Annotated in this window: 16 protein-coding genes and 1 pseudogene; 7 read left to right on the top strand and 10 right to left on the bottom strand. The window is 62.9% G+C overall.

Features of this window, described 5'->3' with window-relative positions; genetic code table 11:
- Window positions 1-66: 66 nt before the first annotated feature.
- Window positions 67-924, bottom strand: a complete 858-nt coding sequence (locus CAF53_RS12135; RefSeq protein ID WP_100238189.1) for a hypothetical protein — start codon at window positions 922-924, stop codon at window positions 67-69.
- Between the two features lie 111 nt (window positions 925-1,035).
- Between CAF53_RS12135 and CAF53_RS12130 the strand changes: the two genes are divergently transcribed.
- From CAF53_RS12130 to CAF53_RS12120, 3 genes and pseudogenes are all read left to right on the top strand, one after another.
- Window positions 1,036-2,355, top strand: coding sequence for an SLC13 family permease (locus tag CAF53_RS12130; RefSeq protein WP_100238188.1), 1,320 nt, complete (start codon window positions 1,036-1,038; stop codon window positions 2,353-2,355).
- Between the two features lie 21 nt (window positions 2,356-2,376).
- Window positions 2,377-2,520, top strand: a pseudogene (locus tag CAF53_RS12125) (cation transporter); the annotation flags it as partial.
- Window positions 2,521-3,007: 487 nt separating this feature from the next.
- Window positions 3,008-3,613 (top strand): hypothetical protein, encoded by a 606-nt coding sequence (locus tag CAF53_RS12120; protein WP_242443429.1) that lies wholly within the window; start codon window positions 3,008-3,010, stop codon window positions 3,611-3,613.
- Here the strand turns inward: CAF53_RS12120 and CAF53_RS12115 are convergent.
- The 8 genes from CAF53_RS12115 to ectA are packed head-to-tail and all read right to left on the bottom strand — an operon-like array spanning window position 3,610 to window position 12,168.
- Window positions 3,610-4,857 carry a mechanosensitive ion channel domain-containing protein gene (locus CAF53_RS12115; RefSeq protein WP_100238187.1) on the bottom strand — a complete coding sequence of 416 codons (1,248 nt, stop codon included), beginning with the start codon at window positions 4,855-4,857 and terminating at the stop codon, window positions 3,610-3,612. The two genes, CAF53_RS12120 and CAF53_RS12115, sit on opposite strands and share 4 nt — an antisense overlap.
- Window positions 4,854-6,197: an MFS transporter gene (locus tag CAF53_RS12110; RefSeq protein WP_100238186.1), complete on the bottom strand. Its 1,344-nt coding sequence runs from the start codon at window positions 6,195-6,197 to the stop codon at window positions 4,854-4,856. The genes CAF53_RS12115 and CAF53_RS12110 overlap by 4 nt, the downstream gene beginning before the upstream one ends.
- Window positions 6,194-7,441: an MFS transporter gene (locus tag CAF53_RS12105; RefSeq protein WP_100238185.1), complete on the bottom strand. Its 1,248-nt coding sequence runs from the start codon at window positions 7,439-7,441 to the stop codon at window positions 6,194-6,196. The genes CAF53_RS12110 and CAF53_RS12105 overlap by 4 nt, the downstream gene beginning before the upstream one ends.
- Before the next feature lie 20 nt (window positions 7,442-7,461).
- A complete protein-coding gene (locus CAF53_RS12100; protein ID WP_100238184.1) occupies window positions 7,462-8,901 on the bottom strand; it encodes an aspartate kinase in 1,440 nt (479 codons plus the stop codon).
- Window positions 8,898-9,818 (bottom strand): ectoine hydroxylase, encoded by a 921-nt coding sequence (gene thpD, locus CAF53_RS12095; protein WP_100238183.1) that lies wholly within the window; start codon window positions 9,816-9,818, stop codon window positions 8,898-8,900. The genes CAF53_RS12100 and thpD overlap by 4 nt, the downstream gene beginning before the upstream one ends.
- Window positions 9,819-9,843: 25 nt before the next feature.
- Window positions 9,844-10,257, bottom strand: coding sequence for an ectoine synthase (locus CAF53_RS12090; RefSeq protein WP_100238182.1), 414 nt, complete (start codon window positions 10,255-10,257; stop codon window positions 9,844-9,846).
- 13 nt (window positions 10,258-10,270) lie between these two features.
- Entirely contained in the window at window positions 10,271-11,578 is a 1,308-nt protein-coding gene (ectB, locus tag CAF53_RS12085; RefSeq protein ID WP_100238181.1) for a diaminobutyrate--2-oxoglutarate transaminase, read from the bottom strand.
- Window positions 11,575-12,168 (bottom strand): diaminobutyrate acetyltransferase, encoded by a 594-nt coding sequence (gene ectA, locus CAF53_RS12080; RefSeq protein ID WP_100238180.1) that lies wholly within the window; start codon window positions 12,166-12,168, stop codon window positions 11,575-11,577. The genes ectB and ectA overlap by 4 nt, the downstream gene beginning before the upstream one ends.
- Before the next feature lie 162 nt (window positions 12,169-12,330).
- Here ectA and CAF53_RS12075 point away from each other — a divergent pair, with 162 nt between their 5' ends.
- From CAF53_RS12075 to istB, 4 genes are all read left to right on the top strand, one after another.
- Complete coding sequence (locus CAF53_RS12075; RefSeq protein WP_197707400.1) at window positions 12,331-12,855, top strand: MarR family transcriptional regulator; 525 nt, start codon at window positions 12,331-12,333, stop codon at window positions 12,853-12,855.
- 212 nt (window positions 12,856-13,067) lie between these two features.
- Complete coding sequence (locus CAF53_RS27530; RefSeq protein WP_197707399.1) at window positions 13,068-13,259, top strand: hypothetical protein; 192 nt, start codon at window positions 13,068-13,070, stop codon at window positions 13,257-13,259.
- A 106-nt stretch (window positions 13,260-13,365) separates the two neighbouring features.
- Complete coding sequence (istA, locus tag CAF53_RS12065) at window positions 13,366-14,889, top strand: IS21 family transposase (protein ID WP_100236964.1); 1,524 nt, start codon at window positions 13,366-13,368, stop codon at window positions 14,887-14,889.
- Window positions 14,879-15,661, top strand: a complete 783-nt coding sequence (istB, locus tag CAF53_RS12060) for an IS21-like element helper ATPase IstB (protein WP_100236963.1) — start codon at window positions 14,879-14,881, stop codon at window positions 15,659-15,661. The genes istA and istB overlap by 11 nt, the downstream gene beginning before the upstream one ends.
- Window positions 15,662-15,738: 77 nt before the next feature.
- Here the strand turns inward: istB and CAF53_RS12055 are convergent, their stop codons facing one another.
- Window positions 15,739-16,332 (bottom strand): nucleotidyltransferase domain-containing protein, encoded by a 594-nt coding sequence (locus tag CAF53_RS12055; protein WP_100238179.1) that lies wholly within the window; start codon window positions 16,330-16,332, stop codon window positions 15,739-15,741.
- Between the last annotated feature and the right edge of the window lie 41 nt (window positions 16,333-16,373).

Here is a 16,373-nt window from a genome sequence, read left to right as displayed (position 1 = left end):
TCCTTTACCTGATCGGCGCGGTCGGGGGCAGACATGCTCCCGGCGCGCTGAGAGCATTGGCCTTGCTCAGCGCCATTCGACGATCGGCTCGTCCTTTCCGGGCGCCACGAACGCTACCCGTTCAAACTCGACCGCAATCACGCAGCGGGGAGCAACCGATGGGTTGTCCTGCGAACAGTGAACCGCCTGGCCATCGGGAAAGCCGGACAGCTTCCCTTCCAGCTGCAGCTGGTAGCCAAGTGGGGAGGGCCCTTCGCCTTCCTCCAGCTTGACCGTGGCCGAATAAGGACGGTCGCCCCGTCTGAGAGTCCGGGAACTCTGTGGGGAATAGAATTGGGCGATCGCCAGGCGCTGTGCGGCAGGGTCGAGGATTGCATCCGATAGCGCGGGGCCTTTCGCTCCACATCGCTCCGCGCGGGTCCAGGGACGGCGCAGCCAGAAGCCCTCTGCCGCGTCGAACTCCATCGAACCGGCGATTTGCTTTATCCATTCCGCGTCGGCCAGGTTGCTGCCCCTTGCCACCAGCCGAAGCGCCCGGCTCTTGGGATTGAAGGCCCAGCCGGCCCATTCGGCTTTTTGTTCGCTGTCCGCCATCTCGCCACCGCACCCGAAGGGCATGCGCAGGATGAAGGATCGGCCCACGAGCGCGGCGTTGGATTGCGGGACGGCCGAGCCGCTCGCCACCGCATCGGCGGCGCTGGCCGCCGCGGCGATAAGCCCTCCCCGATCGAGTGGAGGGACTGGCGCAGGAATCACTGGAACTTTTGGAACCTCAACGACTGGCGCTTGTTCCTGAACCGCCGGCTTGTCATCGGTCGGCTCTCGCGCGATCTCCTTCTGCACGAAGAGGAAGGTCAGCGCAGAGCCCGCTGCGGCCGCGATCAGATGGGACAGGATGCGGCACCGGAAATTCTGTTCGGCCATGGGCGGCAGCCTAGCAGATAGCGATGGGCAAATTGACCCCTGGCGATCAGAAAAATGCTGTTTTTTTGCATTTCTGCTCCTCCGTTCGCCGGTTTATGGTAGCCGAAGCCAATGACGCTTGAGCAATTTGTCACACTCTTAGTGCTCGCCGGTGTGATTGTCGCACTGATATGGGACAAGGTGCGCGCGGACGTCGTAGCGCTGGCGGGCGCTGCGCTGCTGCTGCTCACCGGCGCCGTCCGCCCGAGCGAGGTGCAAGGCGCCTTCGGTAGCCCCGCGATCATTGCGCTCGCATCCCTGTTCGTCATCGCCCATGCCATGGAATTGTCGGGCCTTCTCGATTTGCTGATAACGAAGGCGGTCGCGCTCTGCCGCCGCATCGGCGCGCTCGGGATCTGGCTGCTGATCCTGCTGTGCGGCGGAGCGTCGGGATTTCTCAACAACACACCGATCGTCGTACTGTCGGCGCCTGTGGTGCGGGACGTGGCGAAATCGCTCAGGCTCGATCCCAAGCGCTTTCTGATGCCGCTCTCCTATGTGGCGGTTCTGGGGGGCTGCTGCACCCTGATCGGGACCTCCACCAATCTTCTCGTCGACGATATGGCGCGGTCTTCGGGGCAGCCGCCTTTCTCGATATTCGAGATCACACCGGTGGGCCTCGTCGTCGCGGCGGCAGGGGGCCTCTATCTTTTCCTGTTTTCCGGCCGCCTGCTTGCTAGACCCTTGCCAGCGGCGCTTGGCCGGGTAGAGGCCGCGCTCCCGCATCATGTCAGCCATCTCGACCTTGCCGGGGACGCAATCGGCGAAACAGAAGACTTTGCTGTGCAACGGCCGCTGGCGCTGACCAAGGCGCTGACATCGACGGCCATCTTCGTGGGGGTCATCACGCTGGCGGCGCTCAACATAGCGCCCATCGCAGCCTCGGCCTTTGCTGGCGCGGTACTGCTGATTCTGCTCCGCGTGATCCGCCCGGAGGAGGCCTATGGCGGCCTGCGGCCGGAAATACTGATGCTGATTGTTGGCATGGTCGTCATCGGCATCGCGCTTGAACAGACCGGCCTCGCCGCATCGGCTACGAACGCGCTGGTTGGGAAGGTCGGCCTTTTCGGACCCTTGGGTGCTTTGATTCTTCTTTATGGCGCGACCCTGGTGCTGACCGAATTGCTCTCCAACGCCACCGTGGCCGTGCTGGTGACGCCGATCGCGGTGGCGCTGGCGGAAAGCCTGGGCGTCAGTCCGCGGCCTTTTCTCGTTGCCGTCATGATGGCGGGCAGCGCTGCCTTTGCCACCCCTTTCGGCTATCAGACCAATGTGCTGGTCTATCAGATGGCCGGATACAGCTATCTCGATTTCACCAAGGTGGGTCTGCCGCTCAATCTCATTACCTGGGCGACGGCCGTCGCCGCAATCCACTGGTTCTTTCCCTTCTAGGACGGTCTGGGATCACGGCGCGGGCACGGGATCGCCGTTAACATGGCCACAGCGCCGTTGTTCATGTCGGGTCCCAAGGGCGACATCAATATTCAGGGTGCCTTCCTTCACATGGCGGTCGACGCCGCCGTTTCTGCCGGTGTGGTCGTCGCCGGGCTCGCCATCCGGCTCAACGGCTACGGTCCATGAAATCGGCGAAGCTTTGCGGATGCGCGATGACGCGCAGCACTCATCCTTATCCTCCCGAATAGCTGTCCATTCAGACCATCGCCCCCGCCAACAACATGGCTGCGCCAGCCATGATCGATGGCAGGAATCAGTAGCTTTGATGCTATATGCAGGCCAGGCGTAGAAAGTGGGCCTTCATGACAGGCGCTCCTGTGGCCCTGTGGATCGCGCGCCTGCGCTGCCTTGCGATATCCGCCCCGGCACGATCACGCACAGAGGGCCCTGTCGGTTATCGAACACCATAGCGGTCCTTTCCGTGCCAGGGAGGGAGAAATACCCGGTATAAACCGTTCATAAGAACATGCGCTTTTGCCGATTTCGCCTTGCCATTCTGACGATTATCGCCATCCTAGGGGCGGGCCTTGCAAACACGCAGGCGCCATCTTTTCCTGCGGACGCCCTATATGCACCGCAGCCGCAGGCTGTGTTGCCAGAGGCGCATCTGCGCGCAGCCATACAGGATGACCAGGTTCGCAGTTTCTATGCGGCAGCGGGCTGGCGGGCGGTCTGGACGACGGCGGCCGAACAGGAACTGCTTGCCGCGCTCGATGGCCGCGCCAGGCATGGCCTCGATCGCATCGACTTCGGCACCCCGCCATCCTCGTCGGACAGCACGATCGATCGCGAGTTGAATCTGACGCGCCTTGCGCTCGCTTATGCTTCCGCGCTTGCGCATGGGGTCGTCGATCCCGCTGCCTTGCATTCCATCTATTTTGATTGCAGCGAGCGCCATCTGAGCCATGGCTGCGTCCGGGTCGAGGATGCGCTGGGCTTCGCGCAGCTGCTGGCTTCAGATGAGGGCGTTCTCGACCAGTGGCTGGCGGCGCGGGAGTCCGGGCAGGAAAGGTTCGTTGACCTGCCCCGCGAAATTCCGGTGCGCCTGCTCTACCGCAATGTCTTCGTCAGATCCTCGGGCGCAATCGCCTTTCGGACCGATCCCTACGGCTGGAACGATGCCGTGGCCCAGCGTCTGGGTTTCAACAGCAAAGGCCGCAAGTCGCAACCCGAGGCCATCGACATCGGACCTTAGGCAGCAGCGAGCGCCGCCAGATCGGCGCCAGCCGGACGCTGAAACAGGCGAAGGCCGAAGTCCGGCAGGATCGCGATCAGGTGGTCGAAAATGTCGCCCTGTATGCCCTCATATTCAGACCAGACCGTGCTGTTGGCGAAGGCGTAGATTTCCAGCGGCAGCCCGTTTTCGCTGGGGGCGAGCTGGCGCACCAGCAACGTCTTGTCCTGCGCGATGTCACTGCGCGATTGTAGATAGGCGAACACATAGGCGCGAAAGGTGCCGATATTGGTGAGCCGCCTTCCGTTGACGGTTCCGTCCGCGCCATGCTCGACGTTCCAGCTTTCGATCTCCCGCCTCTTCGCCTCCAGATAGGGGCGCAGCACGGCGAACTGCGCCATCTTCTGAATGGCGTCCTCGTCCAGAAAGCGCACGCTGCGCTGATCGATCATCAACGACCGCATGATGCGCCGTCCACCCGACTCCGCCATGCCGCGCCAGTTGCGAAAGCTCTCCGAAATCAGCCGATGCGTCGGGACGGTGGTGATCGTCTTGTCGAAATTCTGGATCTTGACCGTATGCAGGGCGATGTCGATGACGTCGCCGTCCGCGTTGAACTGCGGCATCTCGATCCAGTCGCCCACGCGCACCATGTCGTTGGACCCGATCTGGACGGAGGCGACCAGCGACAGGATCGTGTCCTTGAACACCAGCATCAGCACTGCTGCCATGGCGCCAAGGCCCGACAGCAGCAGCAGCGGCGACTGGTCCATCAGCGCGGCGATGATCAGGATCGCGGCGCCGCCATAGACCAGCAGCTTTCCCAGTTGGACATAGCCCTTGATCGGCCGGTTGGCGGCGTTCGGGCGCCGCTGGTAGAGGTCATTGAGCAGGGCCAGGAAACCGCTGAGCGCGACGGCCATCGTCAGGATGATGAAGGCTGTGCACAGGCTGCGGATCAAGGTGATCGCCTCGACCGGCAGATGCGGTACAGCGCCGATGCCGGCCTGTATCACCAGCGCGGGCACGATATTCGACAGACGCGCCACGATCGCGCCGATATGCTGGGCCTCGATCTGGAAGGGCAGGTGATTGAGCAGGCGCAGGAGCAGCTTGAGCACGATGCGCTTCGCCACCCAGTTGGCGATCCAGGCGAAGGCGCCGAGCAGCAGCAGCGCCAGTCCGCTCTGCATCCAGGGCTCGCGCACATAGGCGTGCGCCAGCACGTCGAGGCTCTCGTTGGAAACGGGGAGATTGGTGATCAAGCCTGCTTCTCCGCAAAGGGATCGTCATAAAGGGATCGACCCGCCGTCTCTGGCATGAAGCGCAGCGCCACCAGTCCGACGATGCATGCCAGCATCATATAGAAGGCCGGCATCAGCTCATTGCCGGTCAGGCTGATGAGCCCGCTCCCGATCGCCGGTGCCGTTCCGCCGAAAATCGACGTCGACACATTGTAGGCGATGGCGAACCCCGCAAAGCGCACCTGCGTCGGAAAGAGCGCGGGGAAGGTCGCCGATATCGTCGCCAACTGCGGAACATAGAGCAGCCCCAGGGCGATAAAGGCGATCATCGCGCCCACAAGCCCTGTCGTCATCAGCAGATAGAGCGGCACGACCGCGACCAATAGGCCGATCAGCGAAACCCGCCACATCGCCCGTCTGCCGACCCGGTCCGACAATGCCCCGGCGAAGGGCAGGAAGACCATCATCAGCAGCATGCCGATGATAGGCACGATCAGCGCCTCGTCGCTCGACAGACCGATCCGCCTTTGCAGATAGGTCGGCATATAGCTGAGCAGCGTATAGTTGACGACATTGAGCGCGACGACCAGTCCACCCACGACCAGCATCGGCCGCCAGTATCGCCGCATCAGCAGGCCAAGGCCGGGCGAGGACGGTCCCGCATCATGCAGCGCCGCCGCTGCCTGAAAGACTGGCGTATCCTCCATCCTGGATCGCAGATACATGCCGACGAGGCCCATGGGCGCCGCGACCAGGAACGGAATGCGCCATCCCCAGGCATGCATCGCGGCGTCGCCCAGCATCAGCGAAAAACCGAGCATCAGCGCCGCCCCCAGCGAAAATCCCGCCAGTGTCCCGAATTCCAGAAAGCTGCCGTAGAAGCCTCGCCGATCGTCGGGCGCATATTCGGCCATGAAGGTCGCCGCCCCGCCATATTCGCCGCCCGTCGAAAAGCCCTGCACCATGCGCAGGGCGATCAGCAGGGCGGGCGCCCACAGCCCGATGCTCGCATGATCGGGGATCAGCCCGACGCCCAGGGTCGCGGTCGACATCAGTAATATGGTGAGGGCCAGCACCGACTTTCGCCCCAGCCGGTCCCCAAGGGGCCCCCAGAACAGCCCGCCCAGCGGCCGCACGAGAAAGGAAATCGCGAAGGTCGCCAGCGCGAACAGCACGGCATCGTCCATGTCGCCCGGAAAGAGCGCCGCGGAGATATAGGTCACGCCATAGGCATAAATGCCATAGTCGAACCATTCGGTCGCATTGCCCATGGCCGAAGCGGCGATGGCGCGGCGCAGCGTGGCGGCCTGCCCCGGCGCAGGAGCGCAGGACGCCGCGGCAGGCGTGGAAATCGCGGTCATGTCGTGTGTCCTTGCGTCAGGCCCTCATCGGCGCTGTTGGGGTCCAGCAGCGCGGCCATGGGCGTGGTGCGGGGCATGATCTGGAAATCCTGCCGGTAATTGTCGGGCACGGGGTCGGACGCCCGTTGCCGCCAGAGGCCCACCATCATCGCCAGCCCGGCGGCGAGGGCGATAAAGAGGAATAGTCCGCCCGTGCCCGCCATGGTCATGAAGCTCGCAGCCAGCACCGGCCCGAGCGCCGCGCCGATCGAATAGAGCAGCACCAGCCGGCCGCTCGCCGCGACCCGCTCAGTTTCAAGGAGCCGGTCGTTGCAATGGGCGACGCACAATGGATAGAGTGCGAAGCTCAATCCCCCGAACAGCGCGCCGAACATCATCAGCAACAGGCTCTCCCCGGTCAGCGAGAGCGCGACACTGACCAGCGCCGCCAGACCGAAGCTGCCGACGATCACCCGCCTACGGTCGTGCCGGTCGGACAATCGCCCCAACGGCCATTGCAGCGCCACACCGCCCAGGATCACGATCATCATGAAGCGCGCGGTTTCGGCGAGGCCCAGCCCCAGCCTCCGCACATGTACCGCCGCCAGGCCATAAAAGGCGCCTAGCATCAGCCCCGTCGCCACCGCGCCCCATGCGCCCAGCGGCGATGCGGCCAGCAGCGACCGGATCGAAAAGGCGCTCGCCTCAACCGGCGTGGGAGCCGAACTGCGCGTCAGGCAGAGGGGAATGATGGCCAGCGAAATGAGGATGGATGCGATCTGAAAGGGGATAGCGGGCAGCCCGCCGCTCGCGCCCAGCAGCAACTGGCCGATCGCCTGCCCCGAATAGAGCGCGACCATATAGGCCGCCAGCACGCTGCCCCGCGTCTGCGGTTCGGCCCGGTCATTGAGCCAGCTTTCCAGGCACACGAAGACGCCGGCCACGCAAATTCCATCAACCAGCCGCAACAGCATCCAGAACAGCGGATGCGTCAGCAGCGCATAGGCCAGCGTGCTGGCTGACAGCAGTGCGACGAAGGCCGCGAAAGCACGGATGTGCCCCACGCGCCGCACCACATTCGCCGCCCGCAGCGACCCTATGATGAGGCCGCCGAAATAGGCCGTCGCGACGAGGCCAATGGTCATCGTGCCGCTGCCCGCGCGCTCCAGCCGCAGGCTGATGAGCGTCGCCAGGAAGCCGCTGCCCGCCATCAGCATGAAGATGGAAAGCAAAAGGCTGCGGACGGGTTGGATGGCAATCAACATGGGATGGATCGGCGCACCGTTCAGGCGGCGCGCTGCTCCTGCGCCTTATCTTCGCCATCTTCCACCAACCCGCGGTGAAGCACGCGCACGGCGGCATCATAATGCGCGACATCGACGATGAACTGCACATCGACATTGCGGATTTGGTGCTGCATCGCGATGATGCCGATGCCTTCGCCCGCCAAAGCGCCCAGCGCGTCCGCCACCAGCGATGGCCGCGATATGTCGCTGCCGATCACCGATACCATCGCAACGGGATGCGCCGATATGGAGGCTTCGGGAAAGCGCTGCTGCAAATCATCGATCACCCGTTTGACTGTGGCGGCGTCGGCCGAAAGATAATGGGTGATGGTGTTGGCGTTGGAGGATTTGCTGACGATCCACGCACCATGCCGGGTCAACGCCTCCAGGATGGCGGCGTCATAGCCCTTCACCCCCACCATGTCCTGCTCGAAAAATTGCAACGCCTGTGCATGGCGGATGCCGGTCACGATCTCGACCCGCGGACTTTGCGACACATAATCGCCGCAGATCAGGGTCCCGCCATCCTCGCGGTCGAACGTGTTACGCACCCGCAGCGGAATGCCCGACTGGCGCAGTCCCCGGCCCGCGCCGGGATGAATCGCCTCCATGCCCAGATTGGCGAGCTGATCCGCGACATCGTAATTGGTGCGCCCGATCTTGCGCGCCTTGTCCGTGCCGACCAGCTTGGGGTCCGCGCTCGACAGGTGAAATTCCTTGTGGATGACGGCCTCGCGGGCACCTGTCAGCACCGCGATGCGGGAAAAGGTCATTTCCGAATAGCCCCGCGCATAGCGGCGCACCATGCCCTCGCTACACCCGGCATAGCCGGTAACGATCGGCAGCGTGGAGGTGAGGTCGATCGGCCCCAGCGCGCTGGTGACGCGTTCGTCCAGCCCGCGCATATCCTGCTGGTCCCATAGAGTGAGGTCGACGAAGGCGGCATTGACGCCGCGGTCCTGCAGCAGCAGCGCCGTACTATGGGCGCTATGCGCCTCGCCAAGGCCCGCGAGCATCTCGCGCACCGTCACCAGCTGCTCCTTGACGCAGAAGCGCCCATGACTGCGCAGCCGGGCCAGATCGTTCAGACAAGCGGCCACGGCGTCGATCCGTAGATCAATGAAGGCGTTCGCTTGGGCCAGGCTTTCGCTGCGCGCGAACATTTCCGCATTACGCGACCGCATGGCGTCGCGCACCGCCTCCATCGCCCGGCGCCAGCCATCGGCGCCTTCATCCGCCACGAAACGGGCATAGACGCCCGGCTCGCCGCTCTTCTTATGCTCCAGCAGCAGGTCCGTCATCCCGGCATAGGCGGACACGACGAAAATGCGGTTGTAGAGACCGGCGCCCTTGCGGCCTGCGATCAGCACATTGTCGAACAAGGTTGCGGTGGCGGCCATCGACGTGCCGCCGATCTTTTCGACGCTATGGCCGCTCATGCCGGCACCTCCTGCATCAACGGCCCGGGAATCGGCATGATCACCTCCGGCTTGCCCCGTGCGGCAATGAAGTCCGGACGCGGTCTGTCGACGCCGAAGGGCGCGGCCAGCCGGTTGCTCACCGCATTATAGACGAGGAAGGCATTGGCGCGCGGGAAGGGCGTGATGTTGCCGTTCGACCCATGCATGATGTTGCAATCGAAGATGACGACCGATCCCGGCTTCCCCGTCGGCGCGACAATGCCATGCTTGTCCGCCAGTTCCGCCAGGCTGTCCTCGTCCGGCACGCCATATTCCTGACGTTTCAGGGACATGCGGTAATGATCCTCCGGCGTTTCGCCCACGCAGGTCAGGAAGCTACGGTGCGATCCGGGGATCAGCATCAGCGGGCCGTTATGCGGCGTGTTCTCCGCCAGCAATATGGACATGGACAGCGCCCGCATGCGCGGCATCCCATCCTCGACATGCCAGGTTTCGAAATCGCTGTGCCAGTAAAATTCCTTGCCCTGAAAGCCGGGCTTATAATTCAGCCGCGACTGGTGGATATAGACGTCGTCGCCCAGCAGGAAGCGCGCGACACTGGCCAGCCTCTCGTCGGCCGCCACCCTTGCGAGCACCCGGCTCTGCGCGTGGATCCTGAAAATCGAACGGATTTCGCGCGCGCCCGGTTCGGTTATGACCGTCTCCTCCTCCAGTGCGTCGGGATCGGCCAGCAGCTTGCCGGCCTCCCGCTGGAGGAAGGCGATCTCTTCGTCGGAAAACAGATTTTCCAGCACCAGATAGCCGTCGCTTTCGAACTGCGCGGTCTGGGCCTGGGTAATAGGCGCGCCATCGGCCCATTCGCTGTGAACGACCGGATCGAGGCGCGGCAGAAATTCGGCCATCTTCGCATGGCGGGATGGGTAGATGTCTTGCAAGGGACTTCCCCCTTTTTCGTAAGAATTAGTTCGTAAGCGCGGCCTCGCGGATCATGTCCGCTTCGGCCGGATAGGCGCCGCTTTCGTCGTGCACTTCCTTGCCCGTGACGGGCGGGTTGAAGACGCAGGCGCACAATATGTCAGTGGCGGGCCGGACGATATGCTTGTCATGGGCATTGAGCGCATAGATGACGCCCGAGGCCAGTTGGTGGGTGATGCCCGTGCCCAGATCCTCGATCGTGCCGTTTCCTTTCAGCACCAACACAGCTTCCAGATGGTTCTGGTAATGCATGTGAATCTCCTCACCGGCATACATCGTGGTCACGTGGAAGGAAAAACCCATATCGTCATCCTTCAGCAGCAGGCGTGCGCTTTCCCACTGCTCCGACTTCACGTTGCGATCGGACTTGCGAATGTCCTGCAATTTGCGAACGATCATTATCTATATTCCTTTATTCTGCTGCGACGCCGACGGGTATGGACAGGACTTCGCGGATACTGTTTTCTAGAATGTCCAGTCCGGCCGAAAATGTGGCGTCGTCGATGACAAGCGGGGCGAGGACCTTCACGATCTCGTCATGCGCGCCGCTGGTTTCGATGATCAGGCCGCGATCGAAGCAAGTCGATGTGACCGCAGCGGCAATCTCACCCGATCCGAGATCGATTCCGCGCATCATGCCCCGCCCGCGCGTGGAGAGGGCGTGTTCCTGCGCCATCGCGGTCAGGCGCCGGTCCAACTGCTTGCTGCGCCGGGCAACGTCCTGCGGGAACCGCGCGTCGCTCCAGAAGTGGCGTAGCGCGGCGGTTGCGGTGATGAAGGCGTGGTTATTGCCCCGGAACGTCCCATTATGCTCGCCCGGCGACCACTGGTCGAGTTCAGGACGCAACAGGGTGAGCGCGAAAGGCAGGCCCATGCCCGACAGCGACTTTGCCATGGTGACGATGTCGGGCGTGAGCCCCATGCCCTCGAAGCTGAAGAAGCTGCCGGTGCGCCCGCAGCCCGCCTGGATGTCATCGACGATCATCAGGGCGCCGTGGCGCTTGGCGATGGCGGCGATCGCGCGCAACCATTGCGGCGACGCGCTGTTCAGACCCCCTTCGCCCTGTACGGTCTCCACCAGGATCGCGGCCGGGGCGTCCAGCCCGCTCGATGGATCGGACAGCCGCCGCTCCAGCAGTTCGGCGGTGTCGACATCCGGGCCATGATAGCCGTCATAGGGTTCATGCGCGACATGGTTCAGTGGCACGCCCGCGCCGCCCCGCTTGGCCGCATTGCCCGTGCAGGCCAGCGCCCCCAGCGTCATGCCGTGGAAGCCATTGGTGAACGCGATCACCAGCTCTCGCCCGGTCACCTTGCGCGCCAGCTTGATCGCGGCTTCGACGGCATTGGTGCCGGTCGGCCCGGTGAACATCGCCCGATAGTCAAGGCCACGGGGCGTCAGGATGACCTGTTCCAGCGTCTCCAGGAATGCCGCCTTGGCATCGGTGTGCAGGTCAAGGCCGTGGGCGATGCCGTCGGACCCGATATAGTCGAGCAACGCCTGCTTCAGCACCGGATGATTGTGGCCATAGTTCAGCGTCGAACATCCCGAGAGGAAGTCGAGATAGCGTCCTCCCTGATTGTCGTGCATCCAGACGCCTTGCGCCTTGGTGAACTGGCGCGGCATGGACCGGGCATAGCTGCGCACGGCTGACTCGCGGCGCTCGTAAAGGGCGATGTCCGGTTTTCGCATGGTGGGCCGGGGAAGGGTGGTGATCATGTCGCCATTTCTCCTTGGGTTGGGCTGCCCGATGAACGGGGCAGCGGGCCGATGCGGGCAAGCCATTCGGTGGCATGCGCGCCGGCAAAATGGGTGTCGCGGTGGAACAGTGCGCTCTTGGAAAGGGCCGTGCTCCATTGACGGGCGAGGCCCTCGAACAAGGCCCAGGACGGGCCGTTATCCACCGTCACCGTGGTGATGAGGTGGGTGACGCCGTCGGCTGATGGGCGATCGAGCAGCGCCTCGATCATGCGACCGCCCAACCGCTGGCCTCGCGCGGCGGCTGCTACGGCCACCTGCCAGACGAAGAAGCTGTCGGGTTCCGAAGGAGGACGATATCCCGAAACCCACCCCGCTATCACGCCGTCCCGTTCGGCGATGATGCAGCTGTCGGCGAAATGCGTGCACTGAAGAAGGTTGCAATAGGCCGAGTTGGGATCAAGCGGCGGACAATGTGCGATCAGCATGGTGACCGCCGGGCCGTCGGTGGCGACGGGCCTGCGAAACTGGAAATGGGATGTACGGGCCGGCGAAGGGCGCGCAAACGTCCGTGGCGGCTTCGCGGCCGCATCGGAATCTGTCTTAAATATGCTTTATCTCCCGAACTATATTTTTGCGTATGTCAGGTTCACCCCCTCGTGTCGTCGACAGATTTAAGCGATTTTGAGCCATTTTTCAACCGGAATGCAATTTTTCAATTCTTCAGCGTATAAAGAATCCATAAAAATACTTTGTCTACCGAAGGAATTTGCATGGCTTCAAATCCCCGTCCTTTCTATGTTTCCTTCATGAGTTCCGACATCGCATCGCTTACGCTCCGTGCCCTCCGCCGCGTCCTGCGTGCCACCGAAATCGGCAGCCGCCGTCTTGCCAATGTGACGGGGTTGACCCCCTCGCAATGGCTTGTCCTGCGTGAGATCGCCTCCAGTGATTCGGCAACGCCCAGCGAGATCGCCCACGCACTGCAATTCAGCCAGGCGACCATCACCACCGTCGTCGACCGTCTCCAGGAACTGGGCTTCGTTCAGCGTCGGCGCAACGAACGCGACAAGCGCCAGTTCATCCTCTCCGCGCTTCCTCCAGGCTTTGGCGCGCTCACCAACGCTCCCGACTTGCTGCAGACCATATTCACGGAGCGGTTCGACCAACTTCCACCATGGGAACAGGCCATGATCCTTGCAGCGGTCGAGCGGCTGGCGATGCTGATGGACGCGCAAAACATCGATGCCGCGCCGCTGCTCGACAGCGGCCTCATCGATCGATCCGGCCCTGCCTGACCATCTGCGCATCATGACGGCCGAGCGGATATCGCCAAACGTCTGGTTTGTTGACGCAGAGTGACCGTTTCTCGCTAAACGACGGATTATCCTGCGCCCGAAGTCGTTCATGACGATCTGCGGCGGCCGGAGCCACTGCCCACCGTTGAAGCTGCAGGAACCGATGCGCCTGCTGACTAGTCCTCAGTTTTCAGGTTGGATCGGGAGGAGGCATGTCGTCAGCAAATCAGCAGGATCAAGCGGCTGAAAGGGGCGCTACTGCCGACACGCCGCGTGAGCTGCACTGGGCGGGCTGGAAGTCGATCCTCAAGCGGATCTGGGTGAATAGCGGGCGACATAATATCGGCCTGCTTTCAGCGGGCGTGGCGCTTTATGCTTTTCTCTCCTTTGTACCTTTGTGTTGATTACCGTTGAGAAGTGACCCGGGAAGGGCCGATATTTCCACTGAGAAGTGACCCATGTTGAACTCACCCCTGGCATTGACGAGCGAGGGGTCATGGAGTGTTGGACATGGCGTTATTGAGCGTTATCCGGCGCTGGCATTTCCGCGATCATCTTTCGATCCGCGAGATTGCGCGGCGTACCGGGCTGTCACGTAATACGATCCGTAAATATCTACGTTCGGACACGATCGAGCCGCGGTTCAAGGTGCCCGATCGGCCGAGCAAACTGGACCCGTTCGCGGAGCGGCTGTCAGCCTGGCTGAGACGGGAGATGGGTCGGACCCGCAAGCAGAAGCGGACGATGAAGCAGCTGCATGCTGATCTGGTCAGCCTGGGCTATGACGGCTCCTACAATCGGGTGGCGGCCTTTGCCCGGGACTGGCGCGATGATTATCGTCGTGAGCAACAGATGAGCGGGCGCGGGACATTCGTGCCGCTGTCCTTCGCACCGGGGGAAGCATTCCAGTTCGATTGGAGCGAGGACTGGGCGATCATCGGCGGCGTGCGCACCAAGCTGCAGGTGGCGCACTTCAAGCTCAGCTACAGCCGGGCCTTCCTCGTGCGGGCCTATTTGCTCCAGACCCACGAGATGCTGTTCGATGCCCATAATCACGCATTCCGCGTGCTGGGCGGCGTTCCGCGCCGTGGGATTTACGACAATATGCGCACCGCCATCGACAAGGTCGGGCGCGGCAAGGAGCGCAACGTCAACAACCGCTTCCTCACCATGGTCAGTCACTATCTGTTCGAGGCCGAGTTCTGTAATCCGGCAGCGGGCTGGGAAAAGGGCCAGGTCGAGAAGAATGTCCAGGATGCCCGTCATCGGCTATGGCAACCCACGCCGCAGGCGGAAAGCCTGGATGCCCTGAACCTGTGGCTGGAGGAGCGCTGCAAGGCGCTGTGGCAGGATATCCCGCACGGGATCGAACCGGGTTCGGTCGCCGATGCCTGGGGCGATGAAGTGGAAAGCCTGATGCCGGTGGGCAGACCGTTCGATGGCTTTGTCGAATATGGCAAACGGGTCTCGCCAACCTGCCTGATCCACCTGGAACGCAACCGTTACAGCGTTCCGGCGTCCTTCGCCAATCGGCCCGTCAGCCTTCGGGTTTATCCCGATCGCTTCCTGGTCGTCGCAGAGGGACAGGTCATATGCGAGCATCAGCGCATCATCGACCGATCCCATGATGGTCCCGGCCACACCGTCTATGACTGGCGTCATTATCTCGCCGTCGTTCAACGCAAGCCCGGCGCCCTGCGCAACGGCGCGCCGTTCCTCGAACTGCCCGATGCCTTCCAGCGGTTGCAACGGCATCTGCTGCGCAACCCCGGCGGCGACAGGGAGATGGTCGAGATCCTGGCGCTGGTCCTCCATCATGACGAGCAGGCGGTGCTGACCGCCGTCGCCATGGCGCTGGATGCAGGCGTTCCGACCAAGACGCACATCCTCAACCTGCTGCACCGGCTGCTTGATGGAAAGCCGCTCTCGACGCCGCCGGTGACGGCGCCACAGGCGTTGAGGCTGGTCAGTGAGCCGATGGCCAATGTCGAACGCTACGATGCCCTGCGCCGGGAGAACCGTCATGCGTCATGATCCCGCCACCGGCGCCCTCGTCGTGATGCTGCGCGGCCTGAAAATGCCCGGCATGGCCCAGGCTGTGACCGACCTCATGCAGCAGGGATCGCCCGCCTTCGAGGCGGCGGTGCCGATCCTCTCCCAGTTGCTGAAAGCCGAAACAGCCGAACGCGAGGTGCGGTCTGTGGCCTATCAGCTCAAGGTCGCGCGGTTCCCCGCCTATCGCGACCTCGCCGGCTTCGACTTTGCCAGCAGCGAGGTGAATGAGGCGCTGGTGCGCCAGTTGCACCGCTGCGACTTCATCGACGTTGCCGACAATATCGTGCTGGTCGGCGGACCGGGCACCGGCAAAACCCATGTCGCCACGGCGCTGGGTGTTCAGGCTATCGAGCATCATCGAAAGCGCGTCCGCTTCTTCTCCACGGTCGAGCTGGTCAATGCCCTGGAACAGGAAAAGGCCCAGGGGCGCGCCGGGCAGATCGCCAACCGGCTCGTCCACTCCGACCTCGTCGTCCTCGACGAGCTAGGCTATCTGCCGTTCAGCGCATCAGGCGGCGCACTGCTCTTCCACCTGCTGAGCAAATTATACGAACGCACCAGCGTCATCATCACCACCAACCTGAGCTTCAGCGAATGGGCCACCGTGTTCGGTGACGCCAAGATGACCACCGCGCTCCTCGATCGGCTCACCCATCACTGCCATATCCTGGAAACCGGCAACGACAGCTTCCGGTTCAAAAACAGCTCGGCCCACCAGGCCAAACCCAGAAAGGAGAAACCTGCACCTTGACCCATCAATGACATCCGAAACATAATATCAGGCGGGTCACTTCTCGGTGGAAATCCCGGGTCACTTCTCAACGGTAATCAACAGGCCTCCTTCAAATAGCCCTTTTGACGGGCGCCATCAGCGAGCTCCCTGCGCCGTTGCGCGCCTTCGAACCATTCCTCGAAATAGTCCCGTGTCTCCCGCAGCGCCTCCCCCGCCGAGAGCTGTTTCGGCTCGGCGAACGGGTGCCCCGCTTCCTCATACAGGACAATGCCGTCCCTGAGGATATCCATGAAAAAATAGCGCCCAAGCCGCAGCTTCTCGTTCACATCGTCGAGGCTGTGATAGATGAGGCTGACCTGGGTGCGCAGTGCCCTGCCCTCGGTCAGTTCCGCCAGCAGCCGGTCCTCGGTCTTCGCCCAGAATTCCGGAATGTCGGTGAGATCCTCATGGTCGACCACCACCAATATGTCATAGTCGGAGAAATAGCGGCCCACCGGATCCTCGACCCAGTCGCCGCGCGCGTAACTCCCGAACAGGATGATCCTGAGGATATGCCCGTCGCGAAAGCGGGGCTGGGTGCGATGGCGGATGGCGCGGGCAAAGCCGTCCCGGATGATGTCGACAACATGCGCCAGTTCCTGCCGCTTGGCGGCGGGCAAATTTACATCGGGGTCGTCGAGCCGTCTCATGATGCCGCGCAGAATCGCGGCAAATCATCGCCTTGCCAAGC

This window comes from Sphingobium sp. LB126 (assembly GCF_002795205.1).
GTDB lineage: Bacteria > Pseudomonadota > Alphaproteobacteria > Sphingomonadales > Sphingomonadaceae > Sphingobium > Sphingobium chungbukense.
This window is presented reverse-complemented; position numbering and strand designations above follow the sequence as displayed.

Excerpts from the sequence above, each read along its gene's own strand:
- CAF53_RS12105 (WP_100238185.1), bottom strand. The coding sequence starts at position 7,441 with ATGTTGATTGCCATCCAACCCGTCCGCAGCCTTTTGCTTTCCATCTTC.
- CAF53_RS12110 (WP_100238186.1), bottom strand. The coding sequence starts at position 6,197 with ATGACCGCGATTTCCACGCCTGCCGCGGCGTCCTGCGCTCCTGCGCCG.
- CAF53_RS12090 (WP_100238182.1), bottom strand. The coding sequence starts at position 10,257 with ATGATCGTTCGCAAATTGCAGGACATTCGCAAGTCCGATCGCAACGTG.
- CAF53_RS12100 (WP_100238184.1), bottom strand. The coding sequence starts at position 8,901 with ATGAGCGGCCATAGCGTCGAAAAGATCGGCGGCACGTCGATGGCCGCC.
- CAF53_RS12055 (WP_100238179.1), bottom strand. The coding sequence starts at position 16,332 with ATGAGACGGCTCGACGACCCCGATGTAAATTTGCCCGCCGCCAAGCGG.
- CAF53_RS27530 (WP_197707399.1), top strand. The coding sequence starts at position 13,068 with ATGTCGTCAGCAAATCAGCAGGATCAAGCGGCTGAAAGGGGCGCTACT.
- CAF53_RS12130 (WP_100238188.1), top strand. The coding sequence starts at position 1,036 with ATGACGCTTGAGCAATTTGTCACACTCTTAGTGCTCGCCGGTGTGATT.
- CAF53_RS12135 (WP_100238189.1), bottom strand. The coding sequence starts at position 924 with ATGGCCGAACAGAATTTCCGGTGCCGCATCCTGTCCCATCTGATCGCG.
- istA (WP_100236964.1), top strand. The coding sequence starts at position 13,366 with ATGGCGTTATTGAGCGTTATCCGGCGCTGGCATTTCCGCGATCATCTT.
- ectB (WP_100238181.1), bottom strand. The coding sequence starts at position 11,578 with ATGATCACCACCCTTCCCCGGCCCACCATGCGAAAACCGGACATCGCC.
- CAF53_RS12075 (WP_197707400.1), top strand. The coding sequence starts at position 12,331 with ATGGCTTCAAATCCCCGTCCTTTCTATGTTTCCTTCATGAGTTCCGAC.
- istB (WP_100236963.1), top strand. The coding sequence starts at position 14,879 with ATGCGTCATGATCCCGCCACCGGCGCCCTCGTCGTGATGCTGCGCGGC.